Source organism: Vibrio sp. 1S139 (assembly GCF_041439475.1).
GTDB lineage: Bacteria > Pseudomonadota > Gammaproteobacteria > Enterobacterales > Vibrionaceae > Vibrio > Vibrio crassostreae_C.
Genome location: NZ_JBGOOD010000001.1, coordinates 95882 through 113263, shown reverse-complemented (window position 1 = coordinate 113263; position 17382 = coordinate 95882). Strand labels below are relative to the sequence as shown.

Annotated in this window: 15 protein-coding genes, 1 pseudogene and 1 riboswitch; of the genes and pseudogenes, 9 read left to right on the top strand and 7 right to left on the bottom strand. The window is 43.2% G+C overall.

Annotation, left to right across the window (positions count from 1 at the left end; translation table 11 throughout):
- Window positions 1–48 precede the first annotated feature (48 nt).
- Window positions 49–900, top strand: coding sequence for an envelope biogenesis factor ElyC (elyC, locus tag ACED46_RS00460; protein WP_102332487.1), 852 nt, complete (start codon window positions 49–51; stop codon window positions 898–900).
- Window positions 901–1066: 166 nt separating this feature from the next.
- Here elyC and torR read toward each other — a convergent pair whose 3' ends face one another.
- Complete coding sequence (gene torR, locus ACED46_RS00455; protein ID WP_017062094.1) at window positions 1067–1780, bottom strand: two-component system response regulator TorR; 714 nt, start codon at window positions 1778–1780, stop codon at window positions 1067–1069.
- A 285-nt stretch (window positions 1781–2065) separates the two neighbouring features.
- Here torR and torD point away from each other — a divergent pair, with 285 nt between their 5' ends.
- The 5 genes and pseudogenes from torD to ACED46_RS00430 all read left to right on the top strand — a co-directional run bounded on the left by torD (window position 2066) and on the right by ACED46_RS00430 (window position 6205).
- Window positions 2066–2713, top strand: a complete 648-nt coding sequence (torD, locus tag ACED46_RS00450) for a molecular chaperone TorD (RefSeq protein ID WP_017062095.1) — start codon at window positions 2066–2068, stop codon at window positions 2711–2713.
- A gap of 316 nt (window positions 2714–3029) precedes the next feature.
- Entirely contained in the window at window positions 3030–4034 is a 1005-nt protein-coding gene (purR, locus tag ACED46_RS00445; RefSeq protein ID WP_017063507.1) for an HTH-type transcriptional repressor PurR, read from the top strand.
- Window positions 4035–4204: 170 nt separating this feature from the next.
- A riboswitch (cyclic di-GMP riboswitch) is annotated at window positions 4205–4290 on the top strand.
- Window positions 4291–4417: 127 nt separating this feature from the next.
- Window positions 4418–5008, top strand: coding sequence for a TfoX/Sxy family DNA transformation protein (locus ACED46_RS00440; protein WP_019820997.1), 591 nt, complete (start codon window positions 4418–4420; stop codon window positions 5006–5008).
- A gap of 134 nt (window positions 5009–5142) precedes the next feature.
- Window positions 5143–5823, top strand: a complete 681-nt coding sequence (locus tag ACED46_RS00435; RefSeq protein ID WP_371720704.1) for a TVP38/TMEM64 family protein — start codon at window positions 5143–5145, stop codon at window positions 5821–5823.
- A gap of 64 nt (window positions 5824–5887) precedes the next feature.
- Window positions 5888–6205 (top strand): annotated as a pseudogene (locus tag ACED46_RS00430) (DUF2007 domain-containing protein).
- A gap of 131 nt (window positions 6206–6336) precedes the next feature.
- Here ACED46_RS00430 and ACED46_RS00425 read toward each other — a convergent pair.
- The 4 genes from ACED46_RS00425 to topA all read right to left on the bottom strand — a co-directional run bounded on the left by ACED46_RS00425 (window position 6337) and on the right by topA (window position 13248).
- Window positions 6337–7134: an alpha/beta fold hydrolase gene (locus ACED46_RS00425; protein WP_017062100.1), complete on the bottom strand. Its 798-nt coding sequence runs from the start codon at window positions 7132–7134 to the stop codon at window positions 6337–6339.
- 285 nt (window positions 7135–7419) lie between these two features.
- Complete coding sequence (gene glgA, locus ACED46_RS00420; protein ID WP_371720703.1) at window positions 7420–8874, bottom strand: glycogen synthase GlgA; 1455 nt, start codon at window positions 8872–8874, stop codon at window positions 7420–7422.
- Window positions 8864–10093, bottom strand: coding sequence for a glucose-1-phosphate adenylyltransferase (gene glgC / locus ACED46_RS00415; RefSeq protein WP_080582251.1), 1230 nt, complete (start codon window positions 10091–10093; stop codon window positions 8864–8866). The genes glgA and glgC overlap by 11 nt, the downstream gene beginning before the upstream one ends.
- Window positions 10094–10617: 524 nt before the next feature.
- Window positions 10618–13248, bottom strand: coding sequence for a type I DNA topoisomerase (gene topA / locus ACED46_RS00410; RefSeq protein WP_371720702.1), 2631 nt, complete (start codon window positions 13246–13248; stop codon window positions 10618–10620).
- 439 nt (window positions 13249–13687) lie between these two features.
- On the opposite strand from topA, the gene ACED46_RS00405 reads away from it, so the two are divergent.
- On the top strand, window positions 13688–13933 hold the full coding sequence (locus tag ACED46_RS00405; RefSeq protein WP_017062104.1) for a YciN family protein: 246 nt from the start codon (window positions 13688–13690) through the stop codon (window positions 13931–13933).
- Window positions 13934–13994: 61 nt separating this feature from the next.
- Here ACED46_RS00405 and aroA read toward each other — a convergent pair whose 3' ends face one another.
- Together aroA and ACED46_RS00395 are read right to left on the bottom strand one after the other, a co-directional pair.
- The gene (aroA, locus tag ACED46_RS00400) at window positions 13995–15275 is read right to left on the bottom strand and encodes a 3-phosphoshikimate 1-carboxyvinyltransferase (RefSeq protein ID WP_017062105.1); all 1281 of its coding nucleotides are present in this window, start codon (window positions 15273–15275) and stop codon (window positions 13995–13997) included.
- Window positions 15276–15437: 162 nt separating this feature from the next.
- Window positions 15438–15893, bottom strand: coding sequence for a glycine zipper 2TM domain-containing protein (locus ACED46_RS00395; protein ID WP_004736438.1), 456 nt, complete (start codon window positions 15891–15893; stop codon window positions 15438–15440).
- A gap of 53 nt (window positions 15894–15946) precedes the next feature.
- On the opposite strand from ACED46_RS00395, the gene aat reads away from it, so the two are divergent.
- Together aat and ACED46_RS00385 are read left to right on the top strand one after the other, a co-directional pair.
- A complete protein-coding gene (aat, locus tag ACED46_RS00390; RefSeq protein ID WP_017063504.1) occupies window positions 15947–16657 on the top strand; it encodes a leucyl/phenylalanyl-tRNA--protein transferase in 711 nt (236 codons plus the stop codon).
- Window positions 16657–17355, top strand: coding sequence for an arginyltransferase (locus tag ACED46_RS00385; protein WP_065585123.1), 699 nt, complete (start codon window positions 16657–16659; stop codon window positions 17353–17355). The genes aat and ACED46_RS00385 overlap by 1 nt, the downstream gene beginning before the upstream one ends.
- Window positions 17356–17382 lie beyond the last annotated feature (27 nt).

Genomic DNA, 17382 nt, shown 5'->3' with positions numbered 1-17382 from the left:
CGATGTCTCTTTTTACTACTAAGTGATGTTTTTTCGGACTATTCGGATATGTTTGAGCTGAAAAAAGTAGTGTCTTCGCTATTGATGCCACTGCCAGCAATGTTAATTCTCGCTTTTCTGGGTTTAGCCCTAGTGATGTTTACTACCAAAAGGAAGACTGGTTGCCTAATCACCCTCTCAGCCCTATGTGGTATTTTCCTAATCGCTTTCCAGCCAGTTTCTAGTCAACTTTTAATGCCAATGGAAAGGCAACACACCGCATTTTTACCTGTCGATGAAACCGTCGATTACGTGATGGTTCTTGGAAGTGGTCACGTCGTAGACGACCAAATTCCACCGACATCAGAACTTAGCCGCACCGGCCTGATGCGTTTAAGTGAAGGGATTCGTATTCTACGCCTCTACCCTGGTGCAAAACTCATTTTGTCTGGCTATGGCGCAGGCACTGAAGTAAGTAACGCAAGAATGATGGCTAAAGTGGCTTTAGCACTTGGCGTAGCAAAGCCCGACATCATTCTGCTTGAAACCGCAAAAGACACTTGGGAAGAAGCCCGCCAAGCCGCTGCGTTCGTTAAGAATAAAAGAATGGTTTTGGTGACTTCAGCGAGCCATATGACTCGCGCACTGAACGAATTCAATGCTGCTGGAATGAAACCACTGCCGGCACCAACTAACTACCTTGCACAAGAAGGTATAGTTGAGCCGTGGGAAAAGTACATGCCGAAAGCGCTATACCTTGAGCAGACTGAGCGTTACTGGCACGAAACCATGGGATTGGTTTGGCAAAGCCTGCGTGATTGGCTAGATACAAGCAATGACATTGTTGAAGAGCCTGTTATTCCAGAAGCTTCCAGCTTAATTGAAGATGACGGTGAAGTTTCCGCGGCTCAGCCTCAATAAGCCCATTGAATCTTTAAACTCATCTTAAGCATACAGAGTCGCCAAGTATTTGTAGATTCTCTGGTCGTTAACAGTAAAAGCTGAGTAATAAAAAAGCCGAGACATCAATGATGTCTCGGCTTTTTACGTTTAAATGTCGTTGTTGATTAATCACTCCCGAAGGAAATCAATCACCAGCGAACATGTAACCTTCACCGTGAACCGTCACAAAAATTTGTGGGTTCTTAGGATCAAACTCCATTTTTGCACGCATACGACGAATCAATACGTCGATAGTACGGTCATTAGGCGCGTCCACTCGGTGGCTAATCATATTCAAAATACGTTCGCGGCTTAATACTTGATTAGGGTAAGAAGACAAAGCCACTAGCAGTTCGTATTCTGCTTTGGTCAATTTCACCGGTTCGCCGTTTTTGCTTAACGCACGACGAGGGATATCAAATGTCCACTCACCAAAACGAACCACAGACTCATCTGATATTTCTTCGACTGCGCCCGCTGCTGTTTTACGAGCAGCAGAAATACGCCAAAGTAGGTTTTTAACTCGAACTAATAACTCGCGAAGTTCGAAGGGTTTAGTAACGTAATCGTCAGCGCCCATTTCAAGGCCAACGATTTTGTCGATGCTATCCGTGCGTCCAGTAACTAAAATAATTCCAATGTCTGATTGACTGCGTAATTCGCGAGTTAGCATCAATCCATCTTCGCCTGGTAAGTTGATGTCCAGCATAATGAGGTCAACGTTGTTTTCTTCTAACACGTTTCTCATTTGAGCGCCGCTTTCTGCTTCGCTCACTGTGTAACCCTCGTTCTGGAAGTATCCAACCAGTTTACTGCGGGTTACCACATCATCTTCTACGACTAATACGTGATAGCTCATCTACACCACTTTTCTTATTTAATAGTTTCAGTGACTATTCTATTCATAACTAGTAACAATTCTAGTGGTACAGAAGATAAAAGCCAGAAACATGGATTTTTTTTGATACAAGACAATCTTAAACCTTGCTATTTATCGTCCATCGCAATTCAATATAGGCATTACTACTAACGAGTAACTTTGCGTTTCGCAAATAACCTTGTTATTCAGCCTTGGTGTGCTTATGCCCAAGTGACTTCAAGATGCATATAAGCAACATCACAAGACTAAGTCAGGATCTAACAAATGAAAGATACGAAAGCGTTCAACGAGCAAAGAGCAGAAATATACTGGTGGCTATCAAGCTTATTTGCCAAAGAGCTCACTCAAGAAGAACTCGATCACTACCACTCTGTTGAAATTCGTTCTTTCCTAACTGGTTTAGGCGAAAATGAGACACTAAAGCCAGCGATTGATAAGTTAGTGGATGCGCTGAACCGCCTACAAACTCGTGAAGATGCTCAGCTAGAACTGTCTGCAGACTTTTGCGATCTTTTCTTAAAGACAGATAAGCACGGCGCTCTTCCTTACGCTTCAATGTATATCGGCGAAACTGGCCTTTTGAATGATAAGCCAGCAAAAGATATGGAAGAGATCATGGCTAAGCACAACTTAGTTGTGAACCAAGATCTAAAAGAGCCAGCAGACCACATTGCTATCGAACTCGATTTCCTTGGTAACTTGATCATTCGTTCAAACGAAACGAATATTGAAGAAGAACTAGAGAATTCATTTGCCGCTCAACAGCAGTTTATCGAACAACAACTGCTGACTTGGTTACCAAAGTTCAACGTGAAATGTCATGACGTTGATGAATTCGGTTTCTACGCCTCCGTCTCATCGTTGCTACTCGCATTCTGTCAATTAGACACTCAATATTTAGCTGGTGAATAGCTTATTGGATGACTCGTTAAATAAATTCAGAAGAATGTGACAATTCACCCGGATTTCCGGGTGAATTTTATTGCGAGTAGTTTCTAGTCAGTCTAAAATTGTGACCGCAAACGATAAAATATGAAACATTCACGAAATGCTATGCTTATTATAGTTTTGAGCATTTCGGTGTTAAGACAAGCCGCTCAATAGCGGTTTTTTGTTTTTTAGCACTTTTAGTACCCAAAGAGCCCTACAAATTTAAGCTCTTAGTTAGGTAGCTTAACGGCTACTTTATTCCGTACTTTGGGAAAGTAGCTTCTAATAGGATAAAACCATGGCCACTATAAAAGATGTCGCTCGCTTAGCCGGCGTATCAACAACAACCGTTTCTCACGTAATCAATAAAACTCGCTTTGTTGCAGAAGCAACGCAAGAAAAAGTAAACAAAGCCGTAGATGAACTGAACTATGCACCAAGTGCTGTTGCTCGTAGCTTGAAGTGTAATACAACACGCACCATCGGCATGCTAGTGACTCAATCAACTAATCTATTCTTCTCTGAAGTTATCGATGGTGTTGAGAGCTACTGCTACCGTCAAGGTTACACTTTGATCCTGTGTAATACGGGCGGTATCTATGAGAAGCAACGTGACTACATTCGAATGCTTGCAGAGAAACGTGTAGATGGCATCTTAGTTATGTGTTCTGACCTAACTGAAGAACTAAGAGAGATGTTAGACCGTCACGCTGACATCCCTAAAGTTATTATGGACTGGGGCCCAGAGAGTTCTCAAGCTGATAAGATCATCGATAACTCTGAAGAAGGTGGCTACCTAGCGACCAAATACCTTATTGAACGCGGTCACTCTAAGATTGCATGTTTAAGTGGCCACTTAGACAAAGCAGCATGTGTTGAACGTATTGCCGGTTACAAGCGCGCACTTAACGAAGCTAAAATTTCTGCCGATGACAATATGATCATCGAAGGCAACTTCGAGTGTGATACAGCTGTTCTTGCTGCAGAACAAATCGTTGAGATGGAAGATCGTCCAACGGCGGTATTCTGCTTTAACGACACAATGGCACTCGGCTTAATGAGCCGACTGCAAGAAAAAGGCATCCGCATTCCTGAAGATATCTCAGTGATCGGTTACGACAACATCGAACTCGCTGAATACTTCTCTCCGCCGTTAACGACAGTTCACCAACCAAAACGTCGTGTTGGTAAGAATGCATTCGAAATTCTATTGGAGCGCATCAAAGACAAAGACCACGAAAAACGCGTCTTCGAAATGCACCCTGAAATTGTTGAACGAAGTACAGTTAAGACGTTAAATTAATTGATAATTCGAGTTTAATTTCATCAAGCGCACCTTTAGGTGCGCTTTTTTTATCAGCAACTATAATGAACCCAGACGCACAACGGAAAGATCATTAATTGAAGCAGTATCACATTTTGAAATATCAAGTGTGAGCTTCATCCAACAAAAACTTTATTCTATTCAATCAGTCACGCACAGGGCAAACCACTCGAAAGAGTGAGACGCAAAGCTTCCGGCCTAAACCACTCGTTGGTATGGTAGCGGGGTTACCGATGGCAAAATGCAGTAACTACTAATAATTTAGTAATTTACGGCTTATTGACAATTTAATTGCAACATTTTGCTAATCTCTCGGACCTGCTTATTTGGTGGCGTAGTTCAAATACACCGAGATAAATAACATGGATAAACCGATACTAAAGGACTCGATGAAGTTATTTGAGTCCCTAGGAAAAATAAAATCACGCTCAATGTTTGGTGGCTTCGGTCTTTTTGCTGATGACACTATGTTTGCTCTGGTTGTAAATGACCAGTTGCACATACGCGCAGACAAAGGCACAACGAAACAATTCGAACAACAAGGGTTTCAACCGTACGTCTACAAAAAACGTGGTTTCCCTGTCGTTACTAAATATTTCGCTTTACCTGAAGGCCTCTGGCAAGACCAAGAGAAAATCTTGCAGCTTGCAACCACGTCTCTAGGTTTTGCTAAAGAAGAAAAAGCTGAGCAGTCTTCTGCTAAGCCGACCCGACTCAAAGATCTGCCTAATCTTCGACTCGCTACCGAGCGTATGTTGAAAAAGGCAGGGATCGATTCTGTAGAACGTTTATATGAATCTGGCTCTGTAAACGCATTTAACGCCATCAAAGAATCGCATGCGTCTTCTGTCAGTATTGAACTACTTTGGGCGCTAGAAGGCGCGATTAATGGTACACATTGGTCTGTTATACCGCAGCAGCGTCGCGAAGAGCTTATCAATCGCGTCAATTAACATTGTCAGTGCAATCTATATACATAACTAAGCCGCATTTACTGCGGCTTTTTTTATATCTGGTGAAAGTTAATCTATGCTTTGCCTGTCTATCTATACTATCGGTATGCATTGAAAATTTAGAGGAAGTATCAATGAGTAAGAAAATGATATTGGGTATTGTGTTGGCCGTAACCATCGTCTTGTTAGGCATCAATTTCGGCCAGTACTTAACGCTTGAAAATGCTAAGGCCCAACAAGCTGTGTTAAATGACTACATTGACAGCAACTTTATTGCGGCTGCCGCTATCTATTTTGTCGCGTATGTCATGATTACGGCTTTCTCCATTCCTGGTGCCGCTGTTGTAACCTTATTAGGGGCCGCGCTATTTGGCTTCTGGAACAGCTTGCTACTGGTATCTTTCGCAAGTGCGATCGGTGCGACCTTAGCTTTCTTAAGTAGCCGTTACCTGTTGCGTGACTGGATTCAAACCAAGTTTGGTGACAAATTGGCGACGATTAACAAGGGGGTTGAAAAAGACGGCGCATTTTACCTGTTTTCTCTGCGTCTGATTCCTGTATTCCCATTTTTCCTTATCAACCTATTGATGGGTCTAACACCGATGTCAGTGAGTCGTTACTACATTACGAGTCAAATCGGGATGTTACCGGGGACGGCGGTTTTCTTGAATGCTGGTACTCAGCTCGCAGAAATTGATTCACTTTCGGGCATCGTCTCCCCTTCAGTACTATTGTCATTTGCATTATTGGGGATATTCCCAATAGTGGCTAAATGGTTGATGGGTAAGTTTCGCTCAGCACCCGTAGCTGAATAATGTATATAGCAGAATAGTTTATAATATCTAAACAACACAGATAGCCGAATAAGGTTCTATTTCAATGAAAATCTTCAGTGCATCGAATCCGACAGAAGCTCATATCATCTGTGGATTGTTAGAAAGCGAGAATATTGCCTGTGAAGTCCGTGGTGAGGGGTTGTTCGGATTAAAGGGGTAAATCCCATTCACTGAAGAAACTGACCCTTACGTATGGTTATATGAGCCAGAATTGGCCAGTAAAGCTCGCATGCTCGTCAATGACTACCAAAAGCAGCAAGATTCGATCATCTATGAAGAGTGGCGTTGTGGTGAGTGTCATGAAGTCAACGAAGCGCAATTCGGCTCTTGCTGGCAGTGCGGTGCTGCCTCACCTGAATAGCAGGGTTTCAGTGACCTGATAGAACGATTCGGTCAGATACCTCCTCCAATTAAAAACGGGAAGCTAAAGTTAGCTTCCCGTTTTTATTTCAATTCGATTAACTCATCATCTTTGATTTCACGCCTAGAAAATCACTGAATTTGTTTTTGAATAAACGCAATCGAACGCTGATTAAACTCTTCAGGGTTTTCCACGTTACACACGTGTCCACAATTCGGGATTTCTACTAGCTCACTCGATTCATGCGCTGCAACCATTTCTTTTACAGGCTTAATAAACATGTAGTCACGTTCACCCATCAAATAAAGAGTCGGTATTGGTAGCTCTCTATCTTTAAAATATTTCATCAAGGGGTTTACATCAGCCGTTAAGATAAACCAGCGTTTAAATTCTTTCTGGCACAGTTTTTTGGCTTCGCGGATAAAAAGGTGACGAGACTCTTTTTGGCTTTTTTGTGGCATCACAACATAAGCAAAAAGGCTGTATAACCACATGTAAGGAATGATGTGCTTGCTGAGGTTACCCAACTTGATTAACACTTGAGAGCGAGTGTTTAGCTTGGTGACAGCGCCACCCAGTACCATTGAACGTACACGGCCAGCCGCCAGTTCGGCAACGTTACGCACAATAATCGTGCCCAAAGACATGCCAACGAAATGTGCAGAACGGATCTTAAGATGGTCTAACACTTTAAGAATATCAAGCGTCACCGATTTGAACGTATAACGATTCGAAATCAGCCCTTTAAGTATATTGTCTGATTTACCGTGCCCTCTCAGATCAATGAGAAGTAAGTTGAAATGCTGTTTATACGCTTTGATCTGCTTGAACCAGATGGAGGAACTGCCTCCTGCGCCATGCACAAATACAACCCACTCATCGCTCGTAGGGTGAGTAAATGTTTTATGAAATAGTAAACTCTCAGACATACCTATCGCTTTAATTATTGGAATGGAGCTATGCCTCATCACGAGGCGATGACTAAGGATACCACGCTATTAAGAACTTTAAGTGATAATAGTGTCAAACATATCATTAGTCATGTGAATACCTACCTCACCTTTTCTACCTGACAAAAATGAGTTTGCAAGCTTTGTCTTCGTAAACGTGATGTGCTCTGACCAGGAAACAAAAAGGCACTCAACAATTAGAGCGCCTTCATTTATTACGAGCTGTTGTTGCCCGCCCGCTAATTTTAAAGCTAAGTCAACAAGTTAAAATGCTGAATGATACATAGCTAGGTATTCTTTAGCCGCATCTTCCCAACTAAAATCTTGCTGCATCGCATAAAGCTGAGCACGCTTAATTTCAGATGGGTTTTGTGCATAAAGCAGTAATGAACGATGTAACACAGCCAATAACGCCTGCGGTGTTGGCTCTTCAAAAGCAAACCCAGTCGCGACTTCAGGATCTTCATCGTAATCATTCACGCTGTCTTTTAAACCTCCCACAGAACGAACAATCGGCAAAGTACCGTAAGCCATGCTGTAGATTTGGTTTAAGCCACACGGTTCAAATTCCGAAGGCATCAAGAAGAAATCAGAGCCTGCTTCAACCAAGTGCGCAAGTTCATTATTGTACGCTTCTACGAACGAGAACTTATCTGAGTGAAGCGCTGATAGCTCTTTCAATTGACTCGCCAAAACCGGATCGCCAGTACCGACAATCACGATCTGAAGATCATTTTTCAAAAACTGTTCGATGATAGGCAGTAAGTAATGAACACCTTTTTGATTCGTCAAGCGACAAACCATGCCATAAACCGCGCAATCGGCAACGGGTAAACCTACATCTTGTTGCAGTTTTTGCTTACAAGCTGATTTTCCGCGAGCCATGCTGTGCTTGGTCGCTTTGTATTTACGAGGAAGGAAAGCATCAGTTTCCGGATTCCAAGCCCCATAATCACACCCATTCAAAATGCCGAACAGATCAGCAGATCTGTGTTGGAATTCTGCAGCCATACCGTGGCTACCTAATTCCGTTTTCAACTCTTCTGCATAGGTAGGACTTACTGCGTTCACTTTATCCGCACACATCACTCCAGCTCTTAGCATAGTGACATGAGTGTCACTCACTGAAGCTTCAGGCGCATGGTAACGGTGCATCTCTGGCAGGAATTGAAGTTCATCGTAGGCGAACACACCTTTGAAAACCGCATTGTGAATCGAAATAACACTGCGCGTATTTTCAAAGAAATCGTGTTGTTGATAACGCGATTTAAGCAAGAAAGGAACGAAACCAGTATGCCAGTCATTTGCATGAATGATATCCGGTTGGAAACCAAGCTTAGGAAGCATATCAAGACAGGCTGCACTAAAGAACGAGAAGCGCTCTCCGTTATCAGCATAAGCTTGATTGTTTTCTGCGTACATTTCCGGGCGGTCGAAATACTTGGCACATTCAATACCAAAAACAGGAACGCCTTCTACGCTCAGTTTTTTAACTTGATAAGCCGTATGAGGCCAATGATCGAGTTCAGTCGATAAAATAACTTCTGCTGAATCAATGTTTGGAATGTTTCTATATGCGGGGATAGTCACTCGAACGTCCTGTTCGAGTGTTTGCAACGCTTTCGGCAGTGCCTTGGCTACATCAGCCAAGCCACCACTTTTAATCAAGCCTTCAACTTCAGACGCTACAAAAAGTACCGAGAGAGTCTTAGTAACCAACTCGTGCTCCTTTAGAAATCACTACGACACCATCGTCAGATACGTGGTAATGCTTTTTGTCTTCTGTCAGATTTACACCAATCTGTGTACCCGGTGCGATATCTGCGTCTTTATCAATGATAACGCGGCGCAAGATACAACCCTCACCCACTTTTACATCACCGAGTAAGATGCTTTCGCTAATATCACACGCTGATGCGATATTGCTGCGGAAGCCCAGTACACTCTTTTCAATACGCGAACCACGTACATAACTACCGCTACACACAAGGCTATCAATGATCTGAATTCGACCATTTGCCGAATCAGTAAACGTAGCTGGTGGTAGTGGCGGGTAATAAGTGTGTAGAGGCCATTTACGGTTGTATAGCGAGAATGGCGCATCTTTCTTAAGAAGGTCCATGTGCGCTTGCCAGTACGCGTCAATCGTACCTACATCGCGCCAGTAAACTTCTTCTTTCTCACCAGTAATACGGTTGGTGCTGAAATCATAAACAAACACATCACCACGTGGGAACATGTTTGGAATAATGTCTTTGCCGAAATCGTGTGTCGAACCTTCTCTATCAGCATCTTCCGTTAGTTCGGCAAAAAGCTCTTTCGCTTCGAACACGTAGTTGCCCATTGAAACGAGCGCTGATTCTGGATCGCCCGGGATCGACTTCGGATTTGCAGGTTTCTCTTCAAAGCCAATCATACGGCCGTCAGCATCAACCTCAATAACACCGAATTCTGATGCTTCAGCAAGCGGCATGCGCAATGCTGATACTGTTAGAGCCGCTTTCTTCTCTTTATGGAAATCAAGCATCTGTTTGATGTCCATCTTATAGATATGGTCTGAACCAAAAATACATACTTGATCAGGTTCTTCCAACTCCATAAAGCCCATGTTTTGGTAGATAGCATCTGCTGTGCCTTCATACCAACGCTTTCCTTTACGCATTTGCGCAGGAATTGGGTCGATAAAACGGTCTGTTATGCCACTGATATTCCAGCCTTTTTTCATATGGTGGAACAGTGACTGTGACTTAAATTGTGTTAATACGTAGATCTTCATTAGATCAGCATTAACGAAGTTGTTCAAAGCGAAATCAATTAAGCGGTAACTACCACCGAAAGGAACCGAGGGTTTGCTGCGAGATTCAGTTAAAGGTCTTAAGCGAGAGCCTTCACCACCAGCAAGAATCATTCCCAATACACCAGCCATTTTATTCTCCATATATCTATAGCTTGTCGATGTTAGTACTCGTAGAGGTATCTTCCTCTGGGGGATGAGCACCAACACTTATTTCGGTATTTAGCGAATATCCATTCACATACAGTGACAATATCCTAAGCCAAACGTTGTTATGTGTGCACTATTCTTTGCACTTGGTTTTATATACGTTATCGACTTTTCGGCCGAATTCAATTTTTAATACGCCATTCTGTGGTACGTAAGCTGATTGCTTTCCCAAGACTTAAAGCAGCTCACATTACACCGTCCAGACGAAACATTACATTAACACCCGACACACATCAGGTATACAACTAAACGCTGATCTGTGAGTTACAATATTTTAATTAAGTTACATTCTCGTTAAAGTTGCATAAGAAAATCTGATTAATTGCCATTATTTATTTTGCGATGTGAATTTAATAAATTCTCGCAGACGAAACACCAGATCAACAAGTTGCATATTTAGTCATATTGAGATCAAAAAAAAGCAGCCATTAGGCTGCTTTTTCATCAATAACGTTCAGTTATTTCTCTTTAGGCTTTTTACGCTTATCCGTAACTTCCCACTTACCGTCGATGTACAACGCAGTCCAACCGGACGGTTTTCCATCTACTTCAGTACGCACGTAGTTTTCTTTGGTCTTACGACTAAAACGAACCACTGTCGGCTTACCATCAGGGTCAGCAACTGGCGCTGATGCTAGGTATTGGAACTTAGGTGAGATACGGTCTTTAAAACGAACCAGCTCTTCCACTAATGGTGCACGTGTTTCACGTGATTTAGGGAAGTTGCTCGCAGCCATAAATAGACCAGAAGCACCATCACGAAGAACAAAGTACGCGTCTGAATTTTCACACGGAAGTTCAGGGAAATGCACCGGGTCTTCTTTTGGTGGCGCAACTTCGCCATTTTTCAGAATCTTACGAGTGTTCTTACAATCTTCACTCGTACAGTCCATGTATTTACCAAAACGACCGTTCTTCAGAACCATGTCAGAACCACACTTGTCACACTCAACAAGTGGACCATCGTAGCCTTTCACTTTAAATTCGCCGTGCTCAACCACATAACCTTCACAGTTCGGGTTGTTACCACATACGTGCATCTTACGCTTATCATCGATTAGATAGGCATCCATTGCCGTTTCACAAATAGGACAACGCTTTTTAGCTCGAAGTGCTGCTGTTTCAACGTCTTCTTCAAGCACGTTGATAATGCCTTCTTCATCACCAAGGTTGATTGTTGTCTTACAACGCTCTTTTGGTGGAAGTGCATAGCCAGAACAACCAAGGAATACGCCTGTCGAAGCAGTACGAATACCCATTTTACGGCTACAAGTCGGACACTCAATATCGGTTTCCACGATATGATTTGGCTTCATGCCACCAGCTTCTTCGTCTAAGTCTGCTTTTTCCAAATCGCCAGTAAAGTCTTCGAAGAAGTTATCTAGCACGCCTTTCCAGCTTGCTTCGCCTTCTGCGATTTGGTCCAACTTCTGCTCCATACGAGCAGTGAAGTCGTAGTTCATTAGGTCATTGAAGCTGCCATCTAGACGGTCAGTAACAATTTCACCCATCTTCTCAGCATAGAAACGACGCTGTTCAACTTTTACATAACCGCGATCTTGAATCGTTGAGATGATTGATGCGTATGTTGAAGGACGACCAATACCACGCTTCTCAAGCTCTTTAACTAGCGCCGCTTCAGTGAAACGAGCCGGTGGCTTAGTGAAGTGCTGTTTAGGGTCTAGCGCAATCAGATCAAGCTTATCGCCGATCTGTACTGCTGGAAGGATCGTATCTTCGTTCTTGCCCATTGGACGCTGAACACGAGTCCAACCATCAAATTTAAGGATACGACCTTTCGCTTTCAACGTGTACTCATCTGCTTTAACGCTTACTGTCGTTGAATCGTATTGAGCTGGCGTCATTTGACACGCTACGAATTGATTCCAAATTAGCGAGTAAAGCTTGTGTGCGTCTGCGTCTACGCCGTTTAGATCTTCCGACTTAACATCTACACTTGAAGGACGAATCGCTTCGTGGGCCTCTTGAGCGCCCTCTTTGCTGCCGTATGCAAGAGCTTTAGGTGGAAGGTATTGCGCGCCGTACTCAGAACCAATGTATTCACGAGCGGCTTCTACAGCTTCTGAACTCAAGTTGGTTGAATCAGTACGCATATAAGTGATGTAACCCGCTTCATACAGGCGTTGAGCCAGCATCATGGTTTTCTTTACGCCATAACCAAGACGCGTACTCGCCGCTTGTTGCAGCGTCGACGTGATGTAAGGTGCAGACGGCTTACTCTTTGTTGGGCGGTCTTCACGTTTACATACTTCGTATTGCGCTTTTTCTAAAACGCTAACAGCAGCTTGTGTTTGCGCTTCATTTTCAGGTTTAAACGCAACACCGTCTTTCTGTGCAACTTGCAGTCTAAAGTCGGTTTTCTCTGCTGTTTTAGTATCAGCATGCACATCCCAGAACTCTTCAGGGATAAAGGCGTTGATCTCGCGCTCACGCTCTACCAGTAGTTTTACCGCTACTGATTGAACACGGCCAGCGGACAGGCCTCGTGCTACTTTTTTCCAAAGCAGAGGTGACACCATAAAGCCAACAACACGGTCCATAAAACGTCGTGCTTGTTGTGCGTTTACGCCATCAATATTTAGCTCACCTGGAGTTTCGAAAGCTTGTTGAATAGCATTCTTGGTGATTTCGTTAAAAACCACTCGCTTGTATCGCGTTTCATCGCCACCGATGATCTCACGAAGGTGCCATGCGATAGCTTCTCCTTCGCGGTCCAAATCGGTTGCGAGATAAACATGGTCTGCGTTCTCAGCCAGTTTTTGCAATTCAGCGACGACTTTCTCTTTACCAGGTAGGATTTGGTAGTTCGCTTCCCACTCTTTATACGGGTTGATACCCATCTTTTTGATAAGAGCTTTGCGATCTTTTTCTTTCTTGATACGAGCTTTGTCTTCTGGGCTCATACCCTTGGTTGAAACTGCAGCAGCCTTTTGACCAGTACTTTGACCTGCCGTTGGTAAATCACGTACGTGACCTACACTCGACTTAACGACAAAGTCTTTGCCAAGATATTTATTGATAGTTTTAGCCTTGGCTGGCGACTCCACTATAACGAGCGATTTACCCATATTGACTCTAACGTCCTTAATCACGATGCTTCAGCACCAACAATTTAGCTTGTGGGCTTTTACGCATGATATTCTAAATTCATTGCTTCTTTTTTTACTATTGTGCGAGATTACTAGAAGATCAACCGCTTTTTTCAAAATTGGATCTGATCGCTCGACAATTCGACGACTCATAGATAAAAGGGTCACAATATAAAGAAGCTATAAAGTACTCACTAAGAATACTTGCAAGAGCCTATTCATCAGGCATTACGTCTAAACGGGCTCATACTAAGCTTGTCCGCGAATCTAACGCGAGCCCCATTCAATTATTTTTGCCGTAAATCACAAAATAAATTGTGGATGTTTGAAAAGACTCTCTTAATCGGTTGTGAAATCATTGAATTTCTAGTTCGACACCATAAACTCAACGTTATATTCAGTTATCAGAGATAAACTCATGACAAAGAAAGTAATAGCAGAATTTGATTTACTGCTTATCGCAAACCAAATTATCCAATCACATGATGACTACATTGAAGGCATGCGCGCAAACAGCGTAGTAGAAAAAGACGATGTACTCGTCTTCAAAGGTGAATACTTCTTAGACAGCAATGGAATGCCGACAGAGAATACAACCGCGGTATTTAACATGTTTAAATACTTAGCGCACCACCTTTCGAAAGAATTTACAATTCAGCAATAATTAAAAAGCTTGCCACTTAGGCAAGCTTTTTTGTTCCTAAACCTTTACATACTAAGCATTTTTATAGACTTAGCATTTTCAGCTTGTCGAAATAATCAGGGAATGTCTTTGACGTACAACCTGGATCATTAATCGTCACAGGCGTATCGCTCAAAGCAACCAGCGAGAAACACATCGCCATACGGTGATCATCGTAAGTATCAATCGCCGCATGAGTCAGTTCAGCCACAGGGTTAACAATAATGTAATCTTCACCCTCTTCCACTTCAGCGCCGACTTTGCGTAGCTCTGTTGCCATTGCAGCCAAGCGGTCTGTCTCTTTCACACGCCAGTTGTAGACATTACGGATTGCCGTTGTGCCTTTCGCAAACAATGCGGTTGTCGCGATAGTCATCGCAGCATCTGGGATATGGTTATAGTCCATATCAATGCCTTTCAGCTCGCCACAACGAGAAATAACGTAGTCGTCACCCCATTCGATTTCCGCACCCATTTTCTCAAGCGCATCAGCGAATTGGATATCACCTTGGATACTGTTTTTACCAATACCAGTGACCTTAATCTCACCACCTTTGATAGCAGCGGCTGCAAGGAAATATGACGCAGATGATGCATCACCTTCAACCAAGAAATCACCCGGTGCCGAGTAAGATTGCCCGGTAGGAATCACAAACTCTTGGTAATCATTATTGATCACGTCCACACCAAATTGCTTCATGATGTGCAGCGTAATATCGATGTAAGGTTTAGAAACCAATTCACCGTCAATTTTAATGGTCACTTCACCTTCAGCTAAAGGCGCAGCCATCAAAAATGCCGTCAAAAATTGACTAGAGATCGAACCGTCGATAGAAACCGTACCGCTCTTCAAACCGGTACCTGTGATCTTCAATGGCGGGTAGTTTTCGTTCTCTAAATATTCAACGTCGGCACCGGCTTCTCGTAGTGCTGTTACTAAGTGGCCAATTGGGCGCTCTTTCATGCGAGGCTCACCAGTAAGAACGTATTCACCGCGACCTAAACATAGTGCAGCCGCCAACGGACGCATCGCCGTACCCGCGTTACCTAAGAAAAGCTCTAGGGCTTTGTCACTTGAGAATGCACCACCAACACCTGTCACTTCACAAACGGTTTTGTCTGCAGACAACTGATAATCAACACCTAACTGAGTCAATGCATTCAACATATGACGAATATCATCACTGTCTAGCAAGTTTGTTAGGCGAGTGGTTCCCGTAGAAAGTGCAGCCAAAAGAAGTGCACGGTTGGAAACGCTTTTTGAACCAGGTAGGTTAACTTCCCCGTTCACTTTTTGAATTGGTTGTAACGTAAGGCTTTCCATTAAATCTTATAGTCCTTGTACCACCCGAAGTCACTGGTGCGTATTTATTTTCGGGTGATGAATAATTCTTCGTACTTGCAGACTAACGAACTTTTCCAACGAACTCCAGAGCTAATCCGGCCCAAACCGGTGATTAATTAGCCAATCAATCGTATTTATATACTAGTACACAAGATCAACTCGAACACCATCTGAAAAATAGAGAATTCGTACATCATCGCCTCGGTTGAACAGCATCGAGTTATCGACATCTTGGATAATGTTGACCAACTTGTCGTCTTTGGTTTTGACCAATAACTCGACCAGTTTGTACTCTACTTTATATTGTGTGTTACCTCGGTTACGAGCAATACCCGCACCTGCTACTGCACCTACAGCTGTCGCCACTTCTTTACCAGTGCCGCCGCCAAACTGGTTACCAATCAAGCCACCAATCGCCGCACCTAACAAGGTTTCCCAACCATTCGCTTTCGACTCAACGATCTCTTGCTGAGTGATGTATCTGACCGTATCAATCTCACCATAAACCACCTCGTTTACTGGTCGAGCTTGGTTTCTGTTGTAAGCTGCATTTGCCAACATGGGCAAAACAAGTAAAATCCAAAGCAACTTCTTCATGGTAAAACTCCTAAAGACCTCTTGGTCAGTGATTAATCTGTAATGCGGTACTTATGACTATATACCTAACCGAACTTGATACTACTAGTATAGAGTTTCCTTCGCCTTTCGACGCGCTTGATGACCCCAACGGTCTGCTCGCCTTCGGTGGTGATTTATCACCAATGCGAATTTTAAACGCTTATAGCCAAGGTATATTTCCATGGTATGGCCCAGGTGAGCCTATACTTTGGTGGAGCCCTGCACCGCGAGCGGTATTTAATCCTAAGACATTCGAACCGTCAAAAAGTCTTAAAAAGTTTCAAAGAAAGCACAATTACCGAGTCAGCATCAACCAAGCGACGGACAGAGTAATTGGTTATTGCTCTTCACTAAGACCCGAAGAAGAAACCTGGCTAAACAGCGACATGCAGTCAGCCTACCGCAAACTCGCTTCATTAGGTTTCTGCCACTCGGTTGAGGTTTGGCAAGATGATGAACTGATCGGTGGACTTTACGGCTTACAAAGAGGCCAAGTCTTTTGCGGTGAATCGATGTTCAGCCTAAAGACCAATGCCTCTAAAATTGCGCTGTGGTACTTTTGTAAACACTTTACCCGATTCGGCGGACAACTGATTGATTGCCAAGTCATGAACCCTCACTTGGAATCCTTGGGCGCTATCGAGGTTGATAGGGATGAATTCCTAGGCTCTCTGCAATTACTCAAAGAGTTCTCCGTTGACGATGCATGCTTTAAAACCCAATGGCTAAAGGAAATGCCTTAATGAATCCAGATTTACAACAAATCAGAATTGGATTAACAGACAATCACGCTTGCAGCTACTTACCTCACTTCGAAGAGAGAGTGGCGGTCACGCTTGACGAACACATGCACACCTCAGATAACTATGAAGTTCTGCTTGCGAATGGATTTCGCCGCAGTGGTTCAACCATTTATAAGCCACATTGCGATAATTGCTCAGCATGCCAAGCGATTCGGCTTTCAATTCCTGAGGTTAAGCTTTCCAAAAGCCAACGACGGATCCTTAACAAAGGAAAATCACTACGTTGGGAACTGAAAGATGAGATGGATGACAACTGGTTTGACTTATACAGTCGCTATATCACCGCTCGTCACCGTTCGGGAACCATGTACCCACCCAAGAAAGAAGAGTTTCTACAATTCTCTAAAAATGAGTGGCTTACTACAAAGTTCATGCACATCTATGATGAGAACAAGTTGGTTGGTATCGCCGTAACCGACATCATGGCTCACTGTACGAGCGCGTTTTATACCTTCTTCGATCCTGATATAGACATTTCGATGGGAACACTTGGCGTTCTATTTCAGATCCAACATGCCCAGAAAGAACAAAAACAATGGTTATATTTGGGTTATCAAATCGATGAATGCCCTGCGATGAACTATAAAGTACGATTTCAACGTCATCAAAGGCTAGTAAATCAGCGGTGGCAAGGGTAGAATACGCGACAACTTTACATATTTTGA

Excerpts from the sequence above, each read along its gene's own strand:
- elyC (WP_102332487.1), top strand. The coding sequence starts at position 49 with ATGTTTGAGCTGAAAAAAGTAGTGTCTTCGCTATTGATGCCACTGCCA.
- glgC (WP_080582251.1), bottom strand. The coding sequence starts at position 10,093 with ATGGAGAATAAAATGGCTGGTGTATTGGGAATGATTCTTGCTGGTGGT.
- ACED46_RS00385 (WP_065585123.1), top strand. The coding sequence starts at position 16,657 with ATGAATCCAGATTTACAACAAATCAGAATTGGATTAACAGACAATCAC.
- torD (WP_017062095.1), top strand. The coding sequence starts at position 2,066 with ATGAAAGATACGAAAGCGTTCAACGAGCAAAGAGCAGAAATATACTGG.
- torR (WP_017062094.1), bottom strand. The coding sequence starts at position 1,780 with ATGAGCTATCACGTATTAGTCGTAGAAGATGATGTGGTAACCCGCAGT.
- ACED46_RS00435 (WP_371720704.1), top strand. The coding sequence starts at position 5,143 with ATGAGTAAGAAAATGATATTGGGTATTGTGTTGGCCGTAACCATCGTC.
- ACED46_RS00405 (WP_017062104.1), top strand. The coding sequence starts at position 13,688 with ATGACAAAGAAAGTAATAGCAGAATTTGATTTACTGCTTATCGCAAAC.
- ACED46_RS00425 (WP_017062100.1), bottom strand. The coding sequence starts at position 7,134 with ATGTCTGAGAGTTTACTATTTCATAAAACATTTACTCACCCTACGAGC.
- aat (WP_017063504.1), top strand. The coding sequence starts at position 15,947 with ATGACTATATACCTAACCGAACTTGATACTACTAGTATAGAGTTTCCT.
- purR (WP_017063507.1), top strand. The coding sequence starts at position 3,030 with ATGGCCACTATAAAAGATGTCGCTCGCTTAGCCGGCGTATCAACAACA.
- ACED46_RS00440 (WP_019820997.1), top strand. The coding sequence starts at position 4,418 with ATGGATAAACCGATACTAAAGGACTCGATGAAGTTATTTGAGTCCCTA.
- ACED46_RS00395 (WP_004736438.1), bottom strand. The coding sequence starts at position 15,893 with ATGAAGAAGTTGCTTTGGATTTTACTTGTTTTGCCCATGTTGGCAAAT.
- topA (WP_371720702.1), bottom strand. The coding sequence starts at position 13,248 with ATGGGTAAATCGCTCGTTATAGTGGAGTCGCCAGCCAAGGCTAAAACT.
- aroA (WP_017062105.1), bottom strand. The coding sequence starts at position 15,275 with ATGGAAAGCCTTACGTTACAACCAATTCAAAAAGTGAACGGGGAAGTT.